Below are 23926 nucleotides of genomic sequence, written 5' to 3' on the forward strand. Positions count from 1 at the left end.
CGCGTTTACACCGCTCACTCCGTAGCGAGTGGCGTTTATTCATTATCGGGTAGTGGACCGCGCACGATTTGAGTTGCCGCACCGTTTGCCTTGGTGACAAATGGTATGGACGCCTCCTCCCCGCGAGGGCTGCTGATCGAATGGTCGGGGCGCGACCAGGAAGGTGGGTTCTCGCAACCGACGGCCTCAGATGTGCCAGAGTGGAAGTTGGGCAACGTACCACTTGAGGAAGGAGAACCCAAATGAAGCTTACTCCGGTTGGTGTCGATATTGCGAAGCAGGTGTTCCAGGTCCACTGGGTTGATCCGCAAAACAGGCGAGGTCGTCAGCCGGCAGATCCGACGCGCCACGTTTCTGTCGCACTTTGCAAATCGCGCGCCGTGCCTGATCGGCATGGAAGCGTGTGGCGGTTCCCAGCACTGGGCGCGTCATCTGGAGCAGATGGGTCATCAGGTGAAGTTGATGCCGGGCCAGGCGGTCAAGGCGTTTGTGAGCGGTAACAAGATCGACGTGGCTGATGCACGGGCAATCTGGACCGCGGTACAGCAGTCGGGCGTGAGGTCCGTGACGGTCAAGACTGAATCGCAGCAGGCCGTGCTGGCATTGCACCTGATGCGCCAGCAACTGATCAGGTTTCGCACGATGCAGATCATTGGATTGCGTGGGCTGCTGACGGAATACGGTGAAGTGATGGCGTAAGGCCGCGCTGCGCTGAACTGGGCGATGGCTGATGTGCTGGCGCGCCTGGAGGCGCGTTTGCCCACGATGCTGGTGGACACGCTGCGTGAGCAGTGGCATGGGTTTGACGTTCTCGACGAGCAGATTGCGCGAATCGAACGCCGCAATTTCCGGACTGGATGAAGGAAGAGCGTGCCTGCCGGCAGATCGCCGACATTCCCGGCGTCGGGCTGCTGACAGCGACCGCTGCTGTGGCGACGATGGGCGACCCCAAAGCGTTTCATTCAGGACGTGAGTTTGCGGCCTGGCTGGGTCTGGTGCCCAGACAGACCGGCACCGGTGGCAGGATCAGACTGCATGATCAGCAAACGCGGTAATGTGTATCTGCGCACACTGCTGATCCACGGTGCACGATCGGTGCTCGCGCGCGTGAAAGAGCCGTGCCCGTGGATCGAGCAGTTGGGCCGGCGGCGCCTGTATAACGTGGTAATCGTTGCGTTGGCCAACCCAAGATGGCCCGAACGATTTGGGCGCTGCTGGCGCACGGGCGTACGTACGAGAAAGGCTATGTGAGTACGCGAGCGGCGTAAGCGCTGCAATGACTGAATAAACCGGTTTTGCAGGGGAGATGGGATGTCAGCGGTTGCGCAAGGTAATTGAGTGTGATGGCACACAGGTCAGACCGGGACTCACCAAACCTGAACTGCCTTGCGGGCTAACAGCCCGTGTGTCAAGTGAGGCGTGAGCCAGCGGATTCCATCGAGGCCAGCGGGTTCGACCTGCAACAAGGCCGGATATAAAGCCGCAGCCTTCCTGTCTACCAACACACACGAAATCCCTTGGCAAACGGGAGGCGTCCATATAAAGGCAGTCATTCGTTCCGGCTGTTCGCTCCGCGACAGCCGTTGGGCACAGCCCCGTCTTTATCTCTTGGCGCCATTCGCGCGCTGCACTCCGTTTGTCACAATACCCATTTTTCTGGCATGCGCCGGTCTGGTCGCGCGCGCAAAAATGAGCCTGTAAGCGATTTTGTGTCTGCGAGTCATATGATTGCCCGTAACGGGCCAAGGAGAGTCATATGGCAACGCGCAAGACGAGGAGCCGGTTCGATCCGGCGGTGCTGGACGAACTGCTCAAGGGGCAGGATCCGCAGACGGTCCTGCGTTCGCAGGGCCTGCTCGGCGAACTCAAGAAGGCGCTGGCCGAGCGCATGCTCAACGCCGAGATGGACGTGCATCTGGACCAGCCGCTCGAGCACGACGCGGGCAACCACCGCAACGGATCGAGCGCGAAGACCGTGCTCAGCGAGGACGGCCCGCTGGAGCTGGCGATTCCCCGCGATCGCCACGGCCGCTTTGATCCGGCGCTCATCGGCAAATACCAGCGCCGCTTTCCCGGCTTCGACCAGAAGATCATCGCGCTGTACGCGCGCGGCATGAGTACGCGCGATATCCAGGCCCACGTGGCCGAACTCTACGGCCTGGAGATCTCGCCCGAGCTGGTGTCGGCGGTCACCGACGCGGTGCTCGACGAGGTCCGGGCCTGGCAGGAGCGCCCGCTCGATCCGGTGTATGCGCTGGTCTATTTCGATGCGCTGCGCGTGAAGATCCGCGATGAGGGGCTGGTGCGCAACAAGGCCGTGTATCTGGCCATCGGCGTGAACTGTGAGGGCTACCGCGACGTGCTGGGCATCTGGATCGAGCACACCGAGGGCGCCCGGTTCTGGCTCAGGGTGATGAGCGAGCTGAAGGCGCGCGGCACGCGCGACATCCTGATCGCGGTGGTCGACGGGCTCAAGGGGTTTCCGGAGGCGATCGTGTCGGTGTTCCCGCAGACGGTGGTCCAGACCTGCATCGTGCACCTGCTGCGCAACTCGATGCAGTTCGCCACCTGGAAGGAGCGCGCCGCGCTGGCCGCCGCGCTCAGGCCGGTCTACACCGCAACGGGCGCCGAGGCGGCCGAACAGGAACTGGCGCGCTTCGAGGCCGGCGAGTGGGGCCAGCGCTACCGGGCGATCGTGCCGATGTGGCGACGGCAGTGGGAAGAGGTCGTGCCGTTCTTTGCGTTCACCGCGCCGGTGCGCACGCTGATCTACACGACCAACGCGATCGAGAGCCTGCACAGCCAGGTGCGCAAATCGATCCGCAACAAGGGCCACTTTCCATCCGACGAAGCCGCGCTCAAACTCATCTGGCTGAGCCTGCGCTACATCGTCGGCAAGTGGACCAACCGGCCCCTGTGCTGGAGCGCGGCGCGAACGGAGTTCGCCATCCAGTTTGAAGACCGCTTTACTGTCGGGCCATGAGTACCATGACTCGCACACAAAATTTCTGAAAGGCTCGCAAAAATTCCTGGCAACCCGGAACGTCGAAACCGTCGTGAAGGATGGGTGAATGCCGCGGCGCAAATCGGGCTTTGTGGAGGAGGCCGGAACCGTCGTGAAGGCACCCAAATCAGGTGGCGCAAACCGGGCTTTTAGCTGGGCGCGGAACCGTCGAAGAGGCGGCCAGGACGTGGCAAAAATGGGTTGTTGAAGTGGGCTACCGCCGCGAAGCGGGCGGGATGTGCGGGCGCGGACCACCGGGAAAAACGGACCGGCCACTCCAAACGTGCGCGGTCCACTACCCGAAAATTGATAGACGCCACTCGCTACGGAGTGGCGGTGTAAACGCGCTTTCTTTTGCCTACTTGTATATTGAGGACGTGGCGCTGACCTGATCAGTCTTCGTCACAGAGGCAGTCAGTTCGTTTCGCCTACAGGGTCTTCGAACCCGTAGAAAAGCCTGGAACGGCTGCCTCTTTCATCCCCTGAACCCGAACAGTTGACTGAGCTCAAAGCTCGAATTCACGCAAGTATGGGTGCCGCGATGACTATGCAAAACACGTCTTCTACCTTCCACGTCGGTATCGATGTCAGTGGCAAGTTCCTCGATATCGCCGTCCTCGAAACCGCTGAAACCTTCCGCGTCGATAACCAGCCCCACGCCATCGACGAACTCGTCGCGTGCATGCTCACGCTCGACCCCGCCCTGATCGTCATGGAAGCCACCGGCAAGCTCGAACTCGCCGTCCTGTCCGCCATGCTGATGGCCGGCCTGCCCGCCGTCGCAGTCAATCCCCGCAACGTTCGCGCCTTTGCCCACGCCACCGGCCAGCGCGCCAAGACCGACCGGATCGACTCGCTGCTCATCGCCCGCTACGCCCAGGCCGTCAAGCCGCCTGTGCGCCCCCCTCACCGACGGGCACACCCAGCAGTTGCAGGCCTTGCTGCTGCGACGCCTGCAACTGCTCGAGATGCTCAATGCCGAGGTAGCGCGCCTGCGACGCGCCCATCCCGCCACGCGCCCCAGTCTGCGCGAGAACATCAAGTGGCTCAGCCAGCAGGTCCATATCGCTGACCTCGATATCGGCGCCTTCGTGCGCGCCTGTCCCGCCTGGCAGGACAAGGAGGCCCTGCTGCGCTCCGTGCCCGGTGTCGGCCCGACCATCTCCGCCACGCTGCTCGCATTTCTGCCCGAACTGGGCTCGCTCGATAACCGCGAAATCGCTTCGCTCGCCGGACTCGCGCCGTTCAATTGCGACAGCGGCGCACGCAAGGGCAAACGCCGTATCGCGGGCGGGCGCATCGCCGTGCGACGCGTCCTCTACATGGCCTGCATCAGCGGCCAGCGGTGGAACGCCACCATCAAGGCGCTGAACACGCGCCTGCTCGCCGCCGGCAAACCCTTCAAGGTCGCCATCACCGCCTGCATGCGCCGTCTGCTCGTCATGCTCAATGCCATGGTGCGCGATTCCGCACCCTGGAATCCCATTGCCGCTTGACGTTCAATACAGTTGCTTTTCTTTGCGCGAGCAAAGAAAAGTAGGTGCGGTCCCGCACAGGGACGATCCAGGCAGACCAGCGTGAAACCGGGACAAGCGAGCCGATCCAGGCAGACCAGCGTGAAACCGGGACAAGCGAGCCGATCCAGACAGACCAGCGCGAAACCGGGACGACCGAGTCGACCCAGGCAAACCACCGCAAACCCGGGACGACCGAGCCGACCGAGGCAAACCACCAAACCCCACCCCCACCCCCATTCCTGTCATTTCCGCCATTTTCGCGCCATGCAGCGGTTGGCACCCATCCACTAGCATAGACTCCGACAAGGGAACAAGCGCGCACCGCGCGGCCAGCTATCATCCGGCCGCCGCGTCAAGCCAAAGAAAACCCCGAGTCCTCGAGCCCCATCGCTTGAGTCAATAATCACACGAAACCAGGCGCCCCCGGCGCATCCTTTAGGCGCGTCTCAATGTGGATTGTCAACGTTGCGCTCAAGCGGCCATACACGTTCATCGTGATGGCAATCATGATCCTGCTGGCGACGCCGTTCGTTTTGCTCACCACGCCGGTCGACGTGCTCCCGGAAATCAATATTCCAGTGGTCAGCATCATCTGGAATTACACGGGCCTGTCCGCCGAGGATATGGCCAACCGCATCACGTCGGTCAACGAACGTAGCATCACCACGACGGTCAACGACATCGAGCACATCGAGTCGCAATCGCTCGCGGGCATCGCGATCATCAAGCTGTTCCTGCAACCCACCGCGAATATCCAGACCGCTATCGCCCAAACGGTCGCGGTCGAGCAGGCACAGCTCAGACAGATGCCGCCCGGTGCCACGCCGCCACTCGTGATCAGCTACTCGGCGTCGAGCATTCCCGTGATCCAGCTGGGCCTGTCCAGCCCCAAACTGTCCGAACAGGCACTCAACGACACGGCGCTCAACTTCCTGCGCCCGCAACTGGTCACGATTCCCGGCGCGTCGGTGCCGTATCCGTATGGCGGCAAGTCGCGTCTGATTTCCGTCGACCTCGACACCCGCGCGCTACTCGCAAAAGGACTGACGCCGTCGGATGTGGTCGGGGCGTTCAACGCGCAAAACCTGATCCTGCCAACCGGTACGGCCAAAATCGGATCGCGTGAATACACGATCGACATGAACGGCTCGCCGTCCACGCTCGAAGGTCTCAACGATATCCCCGTGCGCACGCTCAACGGCGCCACCACGTATTTGCGCGAAGTCGCACACGTGCGCGACGGCTTCTCGCCGCAGACCAATATCGTCAGGCAGAACGGCCGGCGCGGCGTGTTGATGTCGGTGCTTAAAAACGGCAGTGCTTCGACGCTCGCGATCGTCGATACGCTGCATAAGCTGCTGCCCAATGCGCGCGCTGCATTGCCTCCTGAACTGAGCATCACTGCGCTGTTCGATCAATCGGTATTCGTCAAGGCAGCGGTGCAGGGCGTGGTGCGCGAAGCATTGATCGCGGCGGCGCTGACCGCGGCGATGATCCTGCTGTTCCTCGGCAACTGGCGCAGTACCTGCATCATCGCAGTGTCGATTCCGCTGTCGATCCTCACGTCGCTGATCGCGCTGCACGCGCTCGGCCAGACCATCAACATCATGACGCTCGGCGGCCTCGCGCTCGCGGTCGGGATTCTCGTCGACGATGCGACGGTGACGATCGAAAACATCGAGCGGCACCTGCATATGGGCACGAATCTGCACGACGCGATCCTCGAAGGCGCGGGTGAAATCGCAGTTCCGGCGCTGGTGTCGACGCTGTGTATCTGTATCGTGTTCGTGCCGATGTTCTTCCTCACGGGCGTCGCGCGCTTTCTGTTCGTGCCGCTGGCCGAAGCGGTGGTGTTCGCGATGCTGGCGTCGTACGTGCTTTCCAGAACCCTGGTGCCGACGCTCGCAATGCTGTTGATGGGACACGCGCATCAACCGAAAGAAGGCGCGAAGCCGAATCTGTTCATGCGTCTCTACCGTCGTTTCGACCGCGGTTTCGAACGCATGCGCGGCGGATACATCGTGATCCTGAGCAGTCTGCTGGTGCGGCGCCGGATGTTCGCGAGCTTGTTTCTCGGCTTCTGCGTCGTGTCGATGGCGCTGGTTTTCGCGCTCGGCGAAGACTTCTTTCCGAGCGTCGATGCGGGCAATATCCGCCTGCACATGCGGGCGCCGACCGGCACGCGCATCGAAGAAACCGCGCGTCTCGCCGACGAAGTCGAGAAGGTGGTTCGAGAAGTCGTGCCCGAGCACGAACTCGGCACGATCCTCGATAACCTCGGCTTGCCGTACAGCGGTATCAATCTGTCGTATAGCAACTCGGGCACGATCGGTACGCTCGACGGCGAGATCCAGATTGCACTGAACGAAGACCATAAACCGACGGCCATGTACGTCGACAAGTTGCGGGCGTTGTTGCCGCAACGTTTCCCGGGCGTCGAATTCTTCTTCCAGCCGGCCGATATCGTCACGCAGATTCTCAACTTCGGTTTGCCCGCGGCGGTCGATGTGCAGATCGCCGGTGCGGACCAGCAAGGCAATTTCGATGTCGCGCGCAAACTGATGAAACAAGTGCGGCAGATTCCCGGCACCGTGGATACGCATATCCAGCAAAAACTCGACTCGCCCGCACTGAATCTGCAGATGGACCGCACGCGTTTGCAGCAATTGAATCTGAGTGCGAGCAACGTCGCGCAGAACCTGCTGATTTCACTGTCGGGCAGTTCGCAGACCTCGCCGGGGTTCTGGTTCAATAACCGCAACGGCGTCGAATACCAGGTCGGCGTGCAGACGCCGCAATACCAGATGTCGTCGATCGACGACCTGCTGCGCACGCCGGTGTCGAGCGCGGGCAGCACGGGGCCGACGCAACTCCTCGGCAACCTGGTCCAGGTCACGCCCAAGGCAAAATTCGCGGTGGTCACGCATTACGCAATCCGTCCGGTGATCGACGTGTACGTGAGCGTCGAGCGGCGCGATCTCGGCAGCGTGGCGGATCAGGTCGACAAGCTGGTGCAGCAGGCGCGCGCCACCTTGCCGCGCGGCAGCACGATCACCGTGCGCGGTCAGGTGCAAACCATGCGCAGTTCGTATTTCGGGCTGGGCGTCGGTGTCGCGATGGCAATCGTGCTGGTGTATCTGCTGATCGTCGTGAACTTCCAGTCGTGGGTCGATCCGCTGATCATCATCAGCGCATTGCCGGCCGCGCTCGCGGGCATCGTCTGGATGCTGTTCCTGACCGGCACGCATCTGAGCGTCCCCGCGTTGACCGGCGCGATCATGACGATGGGCGTCGCGACCGCGAACAGTATCCTGATGGTGGCGTTCGCACGTCAGCGGCTGATGGCGGGCGCACCGCCGCTCACGGCCGCGCTCGAAGCGGGCGCGAGCCGGATTCGCCCGGTGTTGATGACCGCGTTTGCGATGATCATCGGCATGATTCCGATGGCGCTCGGTCTCGGCGAAGGCGCCGAACAGAACGCGCCGCTGGGCCGCGCGGTGATCGGCGGCCTGCTGTTCGCGACCGTTTCCACACTGTTTTTCGTGCCGCTGGTGTTCGCAGGCATTCACAGTCGTCTTGCACGGCGCCACGCGCGCAAACAAGATGGCGATCGCGGCGAACCCGCTCAAAAAAGTTAAACGATGGCTGAATGAAATGACTGAGAAAACCCATGCTTCGCTAGCCATTCCCACGCGCGAGAACGACGAAGACCACGCGTTGCCGCCGCGTAATCGCGAGTGGCGACGCGCGAAGATCGCGATCGTCGTGGTGCTGATCCTGCTCGCGCTCGGCGCATTGCGCACTGTAATTTCGAACGTGTTCCAGAACCGTTCGGTCGCGGCAACGACGAAGCAGAACGCGCAGCAATACGTGACGGTCGTGACGCCGGTGCAAGGCAAGGCAAGTGGCAAGACGCTGTTGCCGGCGACGTTGCGCGGCTTCGTCGAGTCGCCGATCTATGCGCGCGCAACCGGTTATCTGCTGCACTGGTACGTCGATATCGGCGGGCGCGTGCAAAAGGGCCAGCTGCTCGCGGATCTGGATACGCCCGAGATCGATCAAGAGCTTGCACAGGCGGTTGCGCAGCGCGATCAGATCAATGCAAGCCTGGGTCTCGCGAAATCGTCTCTGGACCGCTGGAAACAGTTGCGTCAGCGCGATGCGGTGTCGCAACAGGAACTCGACGAACGGCAAAGCACATACAACCAGGGCGTCGCGAATCTCGCCGCGTCGGATGCGAACGTCAAGCGTTTGCGTCAGCTCGAATCCTTCAAACGGATCGTTGCGCCGTTCGCCGGCGTGGTTACGCAACGCAATGTCGACGTGGGCGACCTGATCGACGCGGGCAGCGGCGCGAGCCGCGCGCTGTTCGCGCTTGCGCAGTCGGACCCGTTGCGCGTGTTTATCCAGCTGCCGCAAGCGTACGCGCAGAACGTGACGGTCGGTCAGCAGGTCGCGATCACGCAGGCGGAATTGCCGGGGCAGACGTTCAACGGCACGATTGCGAATATTTCCGGCGCGATCGACGTGCCGACCCGCTCGCTGCAAGTCGAGGTCAGGTTGCCGAATCCGGACGGCACGCTGCGTCCCGGCGCTTACGTGCAGGTCGCGTTGCCCGCGCCCGAGCATGCACGGCTGACGGTGCCGGGCAATGCGCTGCTGTTTCGCAAGGAAGGACCGCAAGTGGCTGTCGTCGACGACAAGGGTGCGGTCAGGCTGCGTCCAATCGTGATCGCGCGCGATATGGGTCAGACGCTCGAACTCGAAAGCGGCATCGACGCGACGGATCGCGTGATCATCAACCCGAGCGATTCCATCGCGGACGGCGATCACGTGCAGATCGCGAAGCCGGACAAGGATGCGTCGAAAGGCGGCGGCAAGGAACCGGCCAAAGACGCCGCCGATGACAAGGAGGCGTCGTGAAGCGGTCTGATTTCGCGCGGCGGAAATCTGGCGGCGTCGCGGCGCTGACGCTGGCAGGTGGCGCGCTGTGTCTGTCCGCGTGCACGGTCGGGCCGGACTACAAACAGCCGCAAGCCGATACGCCGCCGGCATGGCAAACCGATTCGTACTGGCGTGTCGCCGAGCCGTCGCATGCGCCGCTTGCGCCGAACTGGTGGCTCGCGTTCAACGACGCTACGCTGAACACGCTCGAAAGTCAGGCGCTCGCGCAGAATCAGACGCTGGTCGCGGCAAGCGCGCACTATGCGCAGGCGCGTGCGACGCTGGCGAATACGTCGGCGCAGCGTTTGCCGGAAGTAGATCTCAACGGCGCGGCGTCGCGCTTCAAGATTTCGAAGAACCGCCCGGTGACGAACTACTCGACGCCGAGTCAGACGACGGTGCAGAACAATCTTCAGATCGGGCCGTCGATCTCGTACGACACCGATCTATTCGGCCGTATACGTCGTGAAGTGGAGGGCGCGGAGGCATCGGCGGAGCAGTCGGGCGACGATCTCGCGAACGCGCGTCTCGTGCTCACCACCGATCTCGCCACCGACTATTTCTCGCTGCGCGAACTCGATGCGGAAATCGATGTGCTGAACCGCTCGGTGCAACTGCAACAGAAAGCACTCGACTACGTGAGCGCCGAGCACGATCTCGGTTCGGTTTCCGGACTCGATGTACTCGAACAGAAATCGCAACTCGACGCGACACGCGTGCAGGCGCAGTTGCTGTTGCGCCAGCGGGCGCAATACGAGCATGCGATCGCCGCGTTGGTGGGCGTGCCCGCGCCGCAATTCTCGGTTGCGGCGAAAGTGCTAGATGCGAGCGTGCCGCCGATCCCGCTGGGCTTGCCGAGCGATCTGCTGCAACGTCGCCCCGATATCGCGTCGGCCGAGCGGGCGATGGCGGCGGCGAATGCGCAGATCGGCGTTGCCAAGGCCGCGTTTTTTCCGAGCCTGACGCTGACGCCGAGTATCGGTTGGGAAAGCACGTCGTTCGCGAGTCTGTTGAGCGCGCCGAGCCTGATGTGGACCTTGGGCGCGGCAGTCGGTCAGGTCGTGTTCGACGGCGGACGGCGCGCGGCAAATGTCAAATACGCGAGCGCGGGCTATCAGGCGGCCGAAGCGAACTACCGGCAAACCGTGCTGACGGCGTTCCAGCAGGTGCAGGACGGCGTGACGGGTCTGTCGGTGCTCGACGGTGCGGCGAAGGAGTCGCACGATGCGGTGGTCGACGCGCAGCATCTGCTGTCGCTCGCGAACGACCGCTATTCCGGCGGTCTGGTCGCGTATCTGGATGTGATCAACGCACAGCAGTCGATGTTGACCAGCGAGCGCCAGGACGTGCAGATTCGCGGTCAGCAGATGACATTGTCGGTGTCGTTGGTGAAGGCGCTCGGCGGCGGCTGGGATGTTGCTGCGCCGGCCGAACCGCAGACCGCGCAGCAGGGCGGCGCGCATGCAGATTGATATGACAGGGCAATACGAGGCGTTTCATATAATGTCGGTACAGGAGAGACGCGAATGAAATTGCTGATCGTTGAAGACGAACACAAAGTGGTCGACTATCTGCGTTCCGGATTGACCGAGCAGGGTTGGGTGGTCGATGTCGCGCTCGACGGCGAAGAAGGCATGCATCTCGCAACCGAATTCGATTACGACGTGATCGTGCTGGATGTGATGCTGCCCAAGCGCGATGGGTTCAGCGTGCTGAAAGCGCTGCGGATGCGCAAGTCCACGCCGGTCATCATGCTGACCGCGCGCGATCATGTGAACGATCGCGTGCGCGGTTTGCGCGAAGGCGCAGACGATTACCTGACCAAACCGTTTTCGTTTCTGGAACTCGTCGAGCGGTTGCATGCACTCGCGCGTCGCACGCGCTCGCAGGAATCGACGCTGATTTCGGTCGGCGATCTGTTCGTCGATCTGATCGGGCGGCGTGCGTCGCGCGACGGCGTGCGCCTCGATCTGACCGCGAAAGAATTTCAGCTTTTGAGTGTTCTAGCCCGTCGGCAAGGGGATATTCTGTCGAAAACGGCGATCACCGAAATGGTATGGGACGTCAATTTCGACAGCCATACGAACGTCGTGGAAACCGCCATCAAGCGCCTGCGCGCGAAGCTCGATGGCCCGTTTCCGACCAAGTTGCTGCATACGGTGCGCGGCATGGGCTACGTACTCGAAGTGCGCGAAGAAGCTGAATTGCCATGAATACGTCCGCTGCGTCGCCAGATTTCTACACGTCGAACCGCTCGATCGCGCGGCGCCTCGCGCTGATGTTCGCGCTGGTCGCGCTGTGCATGTTCACGCTGATCGGCACGGGTTTATTCGTCGTGCTGCGCACGCAGCTCGAGCGCCACTTGCGCGAGTCGCTCGATGACCGGATGGAAATTGCCCGCATCATCGTTTATCACGGCGTCACGCCGGAAAAATGGAAGATGGCGCGCGAAAAGCTCACCGACATGACGCCGCGCGACAACACCACGCTGTTTTCGGTCTGGAGCGATACGCCGTTGTTCCACTACGGCACGCCGCTGCAAGGCGAAGTCGTCGATAGCTGGCCGGGCGGCTATTCGCGCATCCAGCCGTCCAACGGGACCGACGACATGCTGACCGCCACGCAGACCATCCCGGCATACGGCATGCGTCCGCCCGTCCATCTGCAGGTGTGCGCGAGCTACCTGACGAACCTGCGCACGCTGCGCGTGTTCGGCTTTGCGCTGGCGGCGCTGTCCGCATTGGGCAGTCTTGCGGTGCTCTGGCTCAGTTACGGCGTCACGCGTCTCGGCCTCGCGCCGTTGACGCGGCTTACGCGAGATGCGGCTGAGGTCAGGCCGAACAATCGCTCGCAACGGCTGAATACCGCTTCGTTGCCGCTCGAACTGAACGAGCTGGCGCATTCGTTCAATGGCGCGCTCGAACGGCTCGACTGCGCGTATGGGCGGCTCGAATCGTTCAATGCGGACGTCGCGCACGAGTTGCGCACGCCGGTCACGATCCTGATCGGGCAGACGGAAGTTGCGTTGACGCGCAGCGATCGCTCGGTGGACGATTTGCGCCATACGCTGCAATCGAACCTCGAAGAATACGAGCGGATGCGCGCGATCATCAACGACATGCTGTTCCTCGCGCGTGCCGATCAGGGCGAACGCGCGACGGGTCTGGTCGAAGTGTCGCTGGCGGCGGAAGTGGCGCGCACGCTCGAATTCCTCGAAATTCCGTTCGACGAAGCACGCGTGCGCGCGGTCTCGCACGGCGACGCGATTGCGCTGGTGAACCGCTCGCTGTTCGGGCGCGCCTGCACGAACCTGCTGATGAACGCGATCCAGCATTGCGGACGCGGCGATACGGTCACGGTGTCGATCACGCGTGAGCACGATCAGGTGCGCATCGCGGTCGCGAATCCGGGCGATCCGATCGAATCGTCGGTGCTAGCGCATCTGTTCGACCGTTTTTATCGAGCCGAAGTGTCGCGCACCAATAGTCGCGAAAATCACGGGCTCGGGCTGGCCATCGTCAAGGCGATTGCCGAGATGCATCGCGGCACGGTGTCGGTGCGAAGCGACGCGGGCGTCAACACGTTCTCGTTTTCGGTCGCTGCGTTGAGCGCGGGCGACCTCGCGGTACGCGAAGCCGGTGCGGCTGCGAACGCGCAAGCCGCCGCGAAAGCGGCATCGGGCATGGGCGCGGCCACCGCCGGACCGCGCGTCTGAATGCATGCATGCGCGTGACGCATGCATGCATCAGGTATCGCGCGATGCATGCGCTGCGCGCATGCGAGCATGGCGCTCAGTCGTCGTCTTCCTGCTGGAACAGATCGGCGCAGATCGACGCGCCTTCTTCGGTCAAATGCGCGGTGCCCGTGCCTTCCTCGGTATAGGTGGTTTCGACGAGGCCGTTTCCGTCGAGCGCGGTCAACTGGCGTCGCAGCGCACTCATCGTCAATCCCGACTGTTTGGACAGCTTCGCCAGCGACCACGCACGCCCCGGCGTCTCCCGCTGCGCACGCCATAGTTGCGTGAGCACGGCGATCATCGCCGGATCGACGCCGTCCATGTCGTCGTCCGCATCGTCGTTGAGGTCGTGGTTCGGGGTGCCGTTCGTGCCATCGCTCATGTCTGTCTCCGTTTTTGGTCTGGTCGTGTTGCGTCAAGCCATGCGCGCGACGAGTTCACCGAGCGTCTTCAACGCGTTTTCCGTTTGCGCGGTCCACGGATAACTGTAGTTGAGGCGGATGTAATGGTGAAACGCATTGCGCGTCGAGAACATATAACCGGGGCCGATCGTGATGCCGCGCGCGAGCGCTGCCTGATAAAGCCGCATCGAATCGACGTTTTCAGGCAGTTCGACCCACAGCACATAGCCGCCTTGCGGCGCCGAGGTGCGCGTGCCGCTGGGAAAAAAGCGCTGCACCATCGCGGTCATCAGTCGCGCCTGCTGACGATAAACCTTGCGGACGTGTCGCAGATGCCGGTCGTAGCCATCTTGCCGCAGATAGTCGGCGACCGCGACCTGCGGCACCGACGGCGTGGTCAGGGTGTTCAGGAACTTGAGTTTTTCGACCTGCTCGCGATAGCGGCCTGGCATCGCCCAGCCGATCCGGTACGACGCCGTCAGGCTTTTCGAAAACGACGCGCAATGCAGCACCAGCCCTTTGGTGTCGTAGTTCTTCAGCGTCGTCGGGCGGCTGTCGCCGAAATACAGCTCGTGATAGACGTCGTTTTCAATGGCCGGAATCTCGTGCGCCGCGAGTAGCTCGACGAGGCGCTTCTTGTTCGCGTCCGGCATCTGGAAACCGAGCGGATTCTGGAAATTCGGCATCACCATGCACGCGGCGATTTTCTGCTTGCCGATCAGCGCTTCGAGCGCGTCGATATCGATTCCGTCAACGGGATGGGTCGGCACTTCGAGCGCGCGCATGCCCATCCGTTCGATCGCGTGCAGCATCGCGTAGTAGGTCGGCGACTCGACGGCCACGGTGTCGCCCGGCTTTGCAATGGCCTGCAAGCTCAGGTTGATCGCCTCGGTCGCGCCGACCGTGATGATGATGTCGTCGGGATCGACCGGCACGCCGTTCTCCGCGTAACGTCGCGCAATTTGCCGGATCAGCTCGGGATTGCCGGGCGGCAGGTCGTCGATCAGGTTCCAGCTGGTATGGCGGCGCGCAATCGCGTTCGCATACTGGTTGATGCGCCGCCACGGAAACAGCGTCGGGTCGGGATACGGCGAGCCGAGCGGCATCGCGGCGTTGGTGCGGATGCTGCGCAGTGTAGACAGCACCAGCCGGCTCACGTCCACCTCGGAGGCCACGACCGGAACCGGCCCGGTGTGATCGCGCGTCGCGTCGGTGCGCGCCTGTTCGCGGACGAAATAGCCGGATTGCGGCCGCGTTTCGACGATGCCCCGGCTTTCGAGCAGCCCATACGCGTGCAGCACGGTCTTGATGCTGACGCCGTACTGCTGGCTCGCCTGCCTGACCGACGGAATCCGCTCGCCGGCCGCAAATACGCCGCGCCGGACGGCGGCGTCGATGTCATCGGCAATTTTTTCGTAAAGCTTCACGCGGGTGTGTCGATAAGTAGCGAGGGGCACAGCCAGAGTGTATGACACAAATCAAAACTGTATCCCTCGAATTTCCCGTTTTCTGTGTGCCGCACCCGTTTTGGAACACAGTACGCTTGCGTCATCGGCGCAAACGCCCGCTAATCTGCCTGAAGGCCATGAAGAAATCCGACGCTCGTATCGAACCGTATACCCACCCGGCCGCTGGCTGGGGCGCGCTGAAGTACGTGGCGCTGAACCTGCTGAAAGAGAAAGTGTCGGGTGGCAATTACCGCACGCTGCTCGCCCAGAACCAGCCGGACGGCTTCGACTGCCCGGGTTGCGCGTGGCCGGACCGCGAACACGGCTCGACCTTCGAATTCTGCGAAAACGGCGTGAAGGCGGTGGCCGCCGAGGCGACCAGCAAGCGCGTGACGCAGTCGTTCTTCGAGACGTACACGGTCACGGAGCTGATGGCGCAGTCGGATTTCGAGCTGGAACAGCACGGTCGTCTGACCGATCCGATGGTCTATTCGGCGGAAAGCGACCGCTATGTTCCCATTAGCTGGGACGACGCGTTCCAGCTGATGGCGCGTCATCTGAAGGCGCTCGACGATCCGAACCGCGCCGCGTTCTACACGTCCGGGCGCGCGAGCAACGAAGCCGCGTTTCTGTATCAGCTGTTCGTGCGGATGTACGGCACCAACAACTTCCCCGACTGTTCGAACATGTGTCACGAGGCAACCAGCCGCGGCCTGCCGGGAACGGTCGGAATCGGCAAGGGAACGGTCACGCTGGACGATTTCGAGCACGCGGACACGCTGCTGATCTTCGGTCAGAACCCGGCGACGAATCACCCGCGGATGCTCGGCGAACTGCGCGAATGCGCGAAGCGCGGCGCGACCATCGTGTCGATCAATCCGCTGAAGGAACGCGGTCTCGAACGTTTTGCCAGCCCGCAACACCCGGTCGAAATGATCACGATGGGCAGCACGAAGATCAGCTCGGTGTTCGTGCGTCCGAAGATCGGCGGCGACTTCGCGCTGATCAAGGGCGTCGCGAAACGCGTGATCGAACTGGACGACGAAGCGGTCCGCAACGGCACGGAGCGTGTGCTCGACGTGGCGTTTATCGACGAACACACGGTCGGTTTCGACGCGTTCGCGGCCGATCTGCGCGCCGAAAGCTGGGATGCGGTGGTCGAGGAATCGGGCGTGCCGATCGACGAAGTGCTGAATCTCGCGGACATCTATATCAAGGGCCGCGCGGTGATTTCGACGTGGGGCATGGGCATCACGCAGCACAAGAACTCGGTGCCGACGGTGCAACTGCTGTCGAACATGATGATGATGCGCGGCAATATCGGCCGGCGCGGTGCGGGTCTGTGCCCGGTGCGCGGCCATTCGAACGTGCAGGGCGACCGCACCGTGGGTATCGAGGAAAAGCCGACCCAGGCGTTTCTCGACCGTCTGGGCGCAGTCTACGATTTCGAACCGCCGCGCGAACACGGCTACGACGTGGTCGAATCGATCCACGCGATGCTCGAAGGTCGTGTGAAGGTATTTATCGGTCTGGGCGGCAATTTTTCGATCGCGACGCCGGACACGCCGCGCACATGGGCGGCGATGCGTTCGTGCGACCTGACCGTGCACATCACCACCAAGCTGAACCGCAGCCACCTGATTCACGGCCGCGACGCGCTGATCCTGCCGACTCTCGGCCGTACGGAAATCGATCTGCAGAACGGCGTTGCGCAAGGCGTCAGCGTCGAGGATTCGATGAGCATGGTGCATATCTCGTACGGGATGAACAAGCCCGCATCGCAGAACCTGCTGTCGGAAATCGCGATCGTCGGGCGCATGGCCGAAGCCACGCTCGGTAGCGAGAAAGTGGACTGGATGGCGCACGTCAACGATTACGCGATGATCCGCGACGGCATCGCGAAAGTGATCGACGGTTTCGGCGATTACAACGAGCGTCTGAAGACGCCGGGCGGCTTCCATCTGGGCGTCGCATCGCGTGACCGCGTGTGGAAAACGCCGAGCCAGAAGGCACAGTTCGTCGTGCACGCGATTTCGTTCGATACGCCGATCCATCGTGCACGCGCGCTGCATGGCGAGCGTCTGATGACCTTGATGACGACGCGTTCGCACGATCAGTACAACACGACGATCTACGCGCTGGACGACCGCTATCGCGGTGTGTACGGACAGCGTCGCGTGCTGTTCGCGAACATCGACGACATGAAGATGCTCGGCTTCGAACCGGGCCAGCTGGTCGATATCGAAAGCGTCTGCGAAGACGGCATCGAGCGTCGCGTGGACGGTTTCCTGCTGGTCGAATACGACATTCCGCGCGGCTGTCTGGGTGCGTATTACCCGGAAACGAATCCGCTGGTGCCGCTGTCGTCGGTTGCCGACGGCGCGGGCACGCCGACGTCGAAGTCGATTCCCGTGCTGTTGATCGCATCGACGATGACGGCGCAAGAGGCGTTGGCCGCCTGATACTTTCTTTGCCTTACCAAGACTAAAAATCGGTGCGGGTTGTGTCGATAGCGCAGAAAGACTATTCAAAAGGGTTTTGTCGATGCGCCGCCTCCTGACCGTGTTGCTGATGATCTGTCTTCCGGCATTTGACGGATGCTCGTCGACGACCACGACGAGTTTTCTGGCTGGCACGTTGCTGGGCGTAGCGATTGGCGTTAACGCTACGCCTTGCTCGTTGTGCCGTTGATTTTGACGGCGGGTAAGAAAGAAGGGGGATAGGGCTATGCAGATCAGTAACGGCGGATCGTCGCCGGCCTATGACCGGAGTGCCGTGGTGAAAACCGCGGCATCGGACAAGGACGACGGATCGACGGTTGCCGCGTCTTCGGGGAAGAGCGATGGCGTCACGCAGGACGACGCAGTCAGCATCTCCTCCGCGGGTGCGGCAGCCGCAGCGCAATCGCAGTCGCAATCGCAGTCGCAACCGGTTGGCAATACGAGTGCGGCAGCGGGTTCCACCGCATCCACCAGTAACACGGATGGTACGGACAGTTCGGGCGATACCGCCACGGACGGGAGTGCGGACGCGAGCGCTGATGCAAGCGCGACCGCGACCGCCGGTGGCGCGGTGAAGTCGTTTGCGTATGGGTCGCTGGGACTGGACAATCCGGACAAGCCGCCGGAGAACACCAATCCGTTCTACACAGCAGGACGCTGGCTGGCCGCCGGCATCACGATAGGCGGCCTGATCTCGCTACTGATATAAAAAAAACGGCGACCGCGAGGTCGCCGTTTTTTTTCGCCGATGCGCTGCCGCGCACGGATCAGAAACGGTAAGCGAGACCGCCCAGCAGCACGTCCGTATCGCGGCTATAGCGGGTCACGACGCGGTTCCACGTGACGCGTGCGGCCCAGTGCTGACTGAACCGGTACGAGCCGGATACCGACACGAGGCCCGACAGAATCCCGTCGCCCGACGAGCGGTCTGTGTCTTCGCCATGGTGGATCGCCGCATACGCGCCCGCGCCGATGCCAATCGTCAGCTTGTCGTCGAGAAACGCGCGCGTCAGCCACAGTTGCGCGGTCAAGCCGTCGCGCCGGGCGACGAGTCCGTTGCCTTCATGCAGATAGCCGACGGTCGCATCGACGAAACGCGTCAAGCCGCGCCGGTATTCGATCGCTTCGGCGAACGACGTCTGCGATTGCAGGCTGTTCAGGATCGTCTCGCCAGCCATCACCGCGACTTCGTTCTGCGTGACGTTGTGCGTGCGCGGAATCGCGAATGCGCGCGGACCCGGCTCGTCGGGTCCGTCGAGCTGATAGCCGATCCCGACCAGCAACGCGGTGGTGGGCGGGCCGCGCCATACCTGCACGCGGTTGAGCTGCAGATTCGCCGTCCACCGATGCGCGGAATACCAGCTGGCGCGCGCGCTGTACAGCATTCCCCAGCCGTGCGTATTCGAGTATCCCTCGCCCTGTTTAGCCGTTTCCGTATCGAAGTAACGATACGGCCCGGCGCCGAGCGCGAAGACCACGCGCCGGTTTGCGACGGGCAGACGCAGCCATGCCTGCGCGGCCTGGCCGTCGCGATGGTGGCCCGGTACGTGGCCTTCGTTGAGCCACGTGATGCTGCCCGCGAAGTACTTGCCGAAGCCTTCGGTGTAGTCGATTGCCCACGAGTACGTGTTGGCGTCTGAACCGGTGAGCGGGCCCGCATACAGACCGATTTCCTGAGCGGAGGCGGATGCGCTGATCGCAATGAGGGCGGCGGCGATTGCAGAAAGTGGAATATTGATGCGCATACGTTTCGCGGAACCGCCCTAGGACTAAATAAAGCGTCGGATTCTGAAGGAAACTTAAGATTTCTGCGTTACCAGTCAATATCAACTCTTACCTGGAAGCAAGGAATAGCTTTCGGGAAACGTGCAGCAGCCCGCGTCCGCGTCCATCGCACGCGGCTTTGGAGCGACGACCGGATGCGCGTCCGGTTCCGGTCTGTAGGGCAGGGCAATAAAGAAACGGTCGTGCGTAACGACGGTCGTGCCGGCCGACAGTCCGCGGCCGGTTCGACGTCGTTGCATCGACGGACGCTTGCGACCCTTATGTAACACCAGGAAAGGAGCTGCGAGTAGCCGGCCAGGCCCCGCCCACAAGGCTTCCGCGCAGCCCGTCCTCGAAAAAACGGTCCAATGAATCCCTTACGGGAAAGCCCGGAAATCTCAAGTTTTGGGGCCGGGTGCCGTTGACACGCTTCAAGCGAATAGAGGATTTCAAGCCGTGCAATTAGCGCAAAGTGTCGACCGCCTTTCCAGCCGGATTCAGATGGATCTCACCGCCTTCCAGGAGTCGGGAGCGGAACCTTCGGTGATCGAATGGCTGCTGCATGACGACCAGGTGATGCGCGAGTGTTTCGCGCACGCCGCGTCGATCCTGAAAAGTGTGACCGGTGCGTCGATGACTGCCGTCACGCTGCTCGACGAGCACAACCAGCATTACCGTGCGGAAGTCGGCATGGCGCTGCCGCTGGTGCCGCGCGCGGGCTCGCTGTGCGATCACGCGGTCCAGGACGACGAGCTCACCGTCGTCGAAGATACCCACGCGGACGCGCGCTTTTCCGAATGTCTGCTGGTGCGCCGTTATCCGTATGTGCGTTTTTACGCCGCGATTCCGCTGCATTCGCCGGACGGTCAGGTGGTCGGCGCGCTTTGCGCGATGGACCCGCTGCCGCGCACGCTCGACGCCGCGCAGCGCGCGGTGTTCAATCACTTGCGCCTGATGATCGAGAACGATCTGAAGCTGCGCACCGCGACCGCCATCGATCCGCTGACGCATCTGTTCAACCGTCGCTTTCTGCTTGAAAGCATTGGTCGCAAATGGTACGAAGCGCGCGACGGCGAAGGCATCGGCGCAGTCGTCGTCGATGTCGACTGGTTCAAGCAATACAACGACACCTACGGTCATCCGACCGGCGACACCTGTTTGCGCGACGTGGCGTCGGTGATGCAGGAGGCGGCCGACGGCGATCGTGTGATCGCGGGACGGCTCGGTGGCGAGGAGTTCGGTCTGCTGATGCTCGACGCGAAACCGGCTGCGTTCGAAGCGATGGTCGAGCAGGTGCGCAGCGGCGTCGCGCGGCTCGGCATCGAACATCGCGGGTCGCCGTTCGGCGTGGTGACGGTCAGCATCGGCGCGTCGTTGACGGTGAAAGACACGTTGTCGCGTCTGTCGCATCGTGACGGTTTCGCGAGCGCCGACCGCGCGCTGTATATGTCGAAACACGACGGACGCAATCGCGTCACCGTGATTTAAGCCTGCATGTCAGGCGGTTATCGCGGCTGGAACGCGATGACCGCCATTCCCACCAGCGTCAATGCGACGCCGACGCCGTCCCAACCGGTTGGGCGGATGCCATCCACGACCCACAGCCACACCACCGCCACGGCGATATAAACGCCGCCGTAGGCCGCATACGTCCGTCCCGCAGGCGTCGGATGCAGCGTCAGCAACCACGCGAACAACGCGAGCGAAATCGCCGCCGGAACCAGCAGCCAGATGCTGCCGCCATCGCGCAGCCATCGCCACGGCAAATAGCACCCTACGATTTCCGCCAATGCGGTCAGCACGAACAACGCGACGGTCGTCATGCGGCGCGCGTCGAACGGTGGGTTGCGTCTGCGCAGGCGGGCGCTGCGTGAACGGGAGAGGCGTGGAAGCAATTCATCGTCGTCGAGGGATAGGAAAGCGGTGCAGGCACGGAAGCGTCGATTCTAACCGCGCGCACTTTTCGCACCGCTCGCATCGGTCGATGGAAGGCCGTAAAATTGCGCATCGATATATTCGGTAGAATATAGCGGTGGCATTCGCGACTGGCCGTGTAATGCTTTCATGCAACGAGAAAACGGTCGAACGCGGAGGTGAATGTTGAGTCGTAGTCGTCGCACGGTATCGGAAAACACGGCGCTCCCCGAGCGTCCGGCGGTCGATTTTTCCGCGGCGATCACGGCGGTGAAGGCCGCATCCAGTTACGAGCGCGCGGAGTTGATTCGCGATCTGGTCGATGCGTATCGTCGTTTGCATGGCAGCGTGCTGCGCTTCGTGCTGATGTTCGAAGACGGCGCGCAAGCGGCATCGTCCGCGGACGAACCGGCATTCCGGCCGTTGCAGAAACTGCTGTCGGGTCTTGCGCGGCACGGCGAGGCGGCGCAGTTTCCGCGTCTGCGCGAACTGAAGCGCGCGATCAAGGCGGCCCGTCTCGCGCAGCAGCAACGCGACTTCATCTTCTCCGGTTCATTCAGCAACGACTCGATGGCCATGCGCAATACGATCGAAGAACTCGAACGGCTCGATGCGATGTTCGTGGGTTTGTGCGTGTCGTACGTGATGGAACGGCATGCGCCGCCGCTCGTTGCGTTCGTGCCCGTCGACGCTCGCACGATCGATCTCAAAGTCACGACCTGAGCGCAAGCCGGTCGCGTTTTCAAACCGTGCGCAGCGAAGAATCTGCGCGCCTGGCAGCAACATCGTCGTCGTTATATTCGGTGGTATATTTCGAACGAACGTCGTCTGAAGGCTGTTGCACCGTAGCGCGTGGTCTGCCTTTCACGACGCGCGCACGATCGGCCGCGGACTCGAACCGTTTAGAGGTCATCATGCAGGCTCCTCCTTTTCGTCGAATCGGTGCGTCGGGCATCGATCTCTCCGGCAACACCTCGGGCAACGACGCACGCGCGCCGGGCCACGATCACGCGGACGACTGCTGTGCGCCGTCGAAAGCGCAATTGAAGACTCTCAACCGGCGCACGCGTCTCGTCGAACTCGATTCCCATCTGCATTGCTCGGTGATCGGCACGTGCCTGACCACGCATGAATTGCGCAAGCTGGTGCCGAAATTCACGACGCTGGATCGTCAGCATGCGAGCGATCTGGAGATTCATCACGCGGCCGTGGAACTCGCGATCGAAGGTGGCGCGGGCGGCAAGGCGTTGCAGAAAGCGCTGGATGAACGCTATGCGGGCGCGGTTCGCCGCTTCGATCAGGCGAAGGACGAAGACACGCTGCAGGCGCTCTGGAACGACGCGTTGAAAAGTGGCGATATCCCGCCGGCTTACTGGGCGGTGATGACGCATCCTCATGCGACGCTGGGTGTCAGGCAGTCCGCATTCGGCGAACTGCATATGCTGTCGCATCTGGTCGGTGCGGCCAATCGCGCCGATATCCGGCGGCTGGTCGTGCTGGAAGAGGAGAATGCGGCGTTGCGTGCGAAGGTCGAGCGGCAACAAGGCCGGTTGCATGAGATGAGTGCGCAGCGCGATGAATCGGTCGCGCATCTGAGCGAGCAGGTGGCGCGTCTGACGCTTCAGGCAAGTCGCCAATCGACGGCGAGCGACGCCGATCTGCACGCGGAAATCGCCACGTTGCGCGACGCGCTCGCCGCCCGCGACGAACGGCTCGCATTGCACACCAGCCGTCGCGAAGCCGCCGAACAGCGGATGGCCGCCGAGCAGACGATCAATCACACGCTACGCGGCCAGCTCGATGACGCGTTCGGCGTCGCCAGGGCGATGCAGACCGAGTTGAACGCGATGGAACGCGTGCTGCACGACAGCGCCGACGCTGGATCCGCCGACGGCCAGCCGTCGCAACCGACGCCCGGCGCGCTCGACGGAAAACGGATCGTCTACGTGGGCGGACGGCCGAAATCGAATGCGTTGCTCAAGCAGATGGTGGAACGCGCGGGCGGCGAACTGACGGTGCACGACGGCGGCATCGAAGATCGCAAGGGCTTGCTGGCCGCTGCGCTGCCGCGCGCCGATATGGTCGTGTTCCCGGTGGATTGCATCGACCACGATTCGATGAATACGCTCAAGCGCGTGTGCGAACGGCATCAGGTGGCGTATTTTCCGGTGCGAACCGCGAGCATCGCCAGCTTTGTCGAACTGATGATGCGGGTCGGCACGCAACGCGGCAATGCGGCGGCGGTTTCGCGGTTTTGCTTGCGGCACGGCTGACGGCTGGCTGCATCCGCTTGCGGGACATGCTAGCGTTTGACGAGTTTCGTCAGCGCGGCGATTTCCGATTTGCACGCGGTCAACGCCTGCGTTTCGATCTCGCGATACAGGCGGATGATCTCTTCGCCGACGGGCGTGAGCACGCATCCGCCGCCGCTCTGTCCGCCTTGCTCCGTGACCGTGGCTGGCGACTTCAGCGAGCGGTTCATTTCGTCCATCAACAGCCACGCGCGGCGATACGACATTTCGAGGCTCCGCGCGGCCGCCGAGATCGACCCGTGCGTTTTCACGGCTTCTAGCAGCGCCACTTTGCCGGGCCCGAGCGCGATCGTGCCGTCCTGCTCGATGCGCATCCGTAACCGGACTTTCGGGCGGTTTCGCGTGGGCGTTGGGGAGTCGTTTGCGGGTTTAGCCATGCGCGAAA

The 23926-nt window shown here is 62.6% G+C and carries 16 protein-coding genes and 2 pseudogenes; 13 read left to right on the plus strand and 5 right to left on the minus strand.

Annotated features, from left to right (window positions below; all coding sequences use genetic code 11):
* Positions 1-242: 242 nt before the first annotated feature.
* The 8 genes and pseudogenes from PW947_RS11250 to PW947_RS11285 all read left to right on the plus strand — a co-directional run bounded on the left by PW947_RS11250 (position 243) and on the right by PW947_RS11285 (position 13180).
* A pseudogene (locus PW947_RS11250) lies at positions 243-1268 on the plus strand (IS110 family transposase).
* Between the two features lie 488 nt (positions 1269-1756).
* Positions 1757-2983 carry an IS256 family transposase gene (locus PW947_RS11255; RefSeq protein WP_299630214.1) on the plus strand — a complete coding sequence of 409 codons (1227 nt, stop codon included), beginning with the start codon at positions 1757-1759 and terminating at the stop codon, positions 2981-2983.
* 568 nt (positions 2984-3551) lie between these two features.
* Positions 3552-4500, plus strand: a pseudogene (locus PW947_RS11260) (IS110 family transposase).
* 470 nt (positions 4501-4970) lie between these two features.
* Complete coding sequence (locus tag PW947_RS11265; RefSeq protein ID WP_299631650.1) at positions 4971-8159, plus strand: efflux RND transporter permease subunit; 3189 nt, start codon at positions 4971-4973, stop codon at positions 8157-8159.
* Positions 8160-8175: 16 nt separating this feature from the next.
* Positions 8176-9444, plus strand: coding sequence for an efflux RND transporter periplasmic adaptor subunit (locus PW947_RS11270; RefSeq protein WP_299631652.1), 1269 nt, complete (start codon positions 8176-8178; stop codon positions 9442-9444).
* A gap of 44 nt (positions 9445-9488) precedes the next feature.
* Positions 9489-10937: an efflux transporter outer membrane subunit gene (locus PW947_RS11275; protein ID WP_299631779.1), complete on the plus strand. Its 1449-nt coding sequence runs from the start codon at positions 9489-9491 to the stop codon at positions 10935-10937.
* Positions 10938-10991: 54 nt separating this feature from the next.
* Positions 10992-11678: a heavy metal response regulator transcription factor gene (locus PW947_RS11280; RefSeq protein WP_299631654.1), complete on the plus strand. Its 687-nt coding sequence runs from the start codon at positions 10992-10994 to the stop codon at positions 11676-11678.
* Entirely contained in the window at positions 11675-13180 is a 1506-nt protein-coding gene (locus PW947_RS11285) for a heavy metal sensor histidine kinase (RefSeq protein ID WP_299631656.1), read from the plus strand. Before PW947_RS11280 ends, PW947_RS11285 begins: the two co-directional genes overlap by 4 nt.
* A gap of 76 nt (positions 13181-13256) precedes the next feature.
* Here the strand turns inward: PW947_RS11285 and PW947_RS11290 are convergent, their stop codons facing one another.
* Positions 13257-13523 (minus strand): ArsR family transcriptional regulator, encoded by a 267-nt coding sequence (locus tag PW947_RS11290; RefSeq protein ID WP_299631781.1) that lies wholly within the window; start codon positions 13521-13523, stop codon positions 13257-13259.
* A 93-nt stretch (positions 13524-13616) separates the two neighbouring features.
* Positions 13617-15029, minus strand: coding sequence for a PLP-dependent aminotransferase family protein (locus tag PW947_RS11295; RefSeq protein ID WP_299631657.1), 1413 nt, complete (start codon positions 15027-15029; stop codon positions 13617-13619).
* Between the two features lie 158 nt (positions 15030-15187).
* On the opposite strand from PW947_RS11295, the gene PW947_RS11300 reads away from it, so the two are divergent.
* Together PW947_RS11300 and PW947_RS11305 are read left to right on the plus strand one after the other, a co-directional pair.
* On the plus strand, positions 15188-17512 hold the full coding sequence (locus tag PW947_RS11300) for an FdhF/YdeP family oxidoreductase (RefSeq protein ID WP_299631658.1): 2325 nt from the start codon (positions 15188-15190) through the stop codon (positions 17510-17512).
* Between the two features lie 265 nt (positions 17513-17777).
* Positions 17778-18260 carry a hypothetical protein gene (locus PW947_RS11305; RefSeq protein ID WP_299631659.1) on the plus strand — a complete coding sequence of 161 codons (483 nt, stop codon included), beginning with the start codon at positions 17778-17780 and terminating at the stop codon, positions 18258-18260.
* A gap of 58 nt (positions 18261-18318) precedes the next feature.
* Here the strand turns inward: PW947_RS11305 and PW947_RS11310 are convergent, their stop codons facing one another.
* Positions 18319-19296 (minus strand): hypothetical protein, encoded by a 978-nt coding sequence (locus PW947_RS11310; protein ID WP_299631661.1) that lies wholly within the window; start codon positions 19294-19296, stop codon positions 18319-18321.
* Positions 19297-19816: 520 nt separating this feature from the next.
* Between PW947_RS11310 and PW947_RS11315 the strand changes: the two genes are divergently transcribed.
* Positions 19817-20803: a sensor domain-containing diguanylate cyclase gene (locus PW947_RS11315; protein WP_299631663.1), complete on the plus strand. Its 987-nt coding sequence runs from the start codon at positions 19817-19819 to the stop codon at positions 20801-20803.
* 17 nt (positions 20804-20820) lie between these two features.
* Here PW947_RS11315 and PW947_RS11320 read toward each other — a convergent pair whose 3' ends face one another.
* The gene (locus PW947_RS11320; protein WP_299631665.1) at positions 20821-21138 is read right to left on the minus strand and encodes a YnfA family protein; all 318 of its coding nucleotides are present in this window, start codon (positions 21136-21138) and stop codon (positions 20821-20823) included.
* Positions 21139-21412: 274 nt separating this feature from the next.
* Here PW947_RS11320 and PW947_RS11325 point away from each other — a divergent pair, with 274 nt between their 5' ends.
* Together PW947_RS11325 and PW947_RS11330 are read left to right on the plus strand one after the other, a co-directional pair.
* On the plus strand, positions 21413-21952 hold the full coding sequence (locus PW947_RS11325) for a hypothetical protein (protein ID WP_299631667.1): 540 nt from the start codon (positions 21413-21415) through the stop codon (positions 21950-21952).
* A 191-nt stretch (positions 21953-22143) separates the two neighbouring features.
* Positions 22144-23502: a DUF2325 domain-containing protein gene (locus tag PW947_RS11330; RefSeq protein WP_299631668.1), complete on the plus strand. Its 1359-nt coding sequence runs from the start codon at positions 22144-22146 to the stop codon at positions 23500-23502.
* A 29-nt stretch (positions 23503-23531) separates the two neighbouring features.
* Here the strand turns inward: PW947_RS11330 and PW947_RS11335 are convergent, their stop codons facing one another.
* Complete coding sequence (locus PW947_RS11335; protein WP_366146115.1) at positions 23532-23855, minus strand: ModE family transcriptional regulator; 324 nt, start codon at positions 23853-23855, stop codon at positions 23532-23534.
* Between the last annotated feature and the right edge of the window lie 71 nt (positions 23856-23926).

The organism is Paraburkholderia sp. (genome assembly GCF_028283785.1).
In the GTDB taxonomy this organism is placed as follows: domain Bacteria; phylum Pseudomonadota; class Gammaproteobacteria; order Burkholderiales; family Burkholderiaceae; genus Paraburkholderia.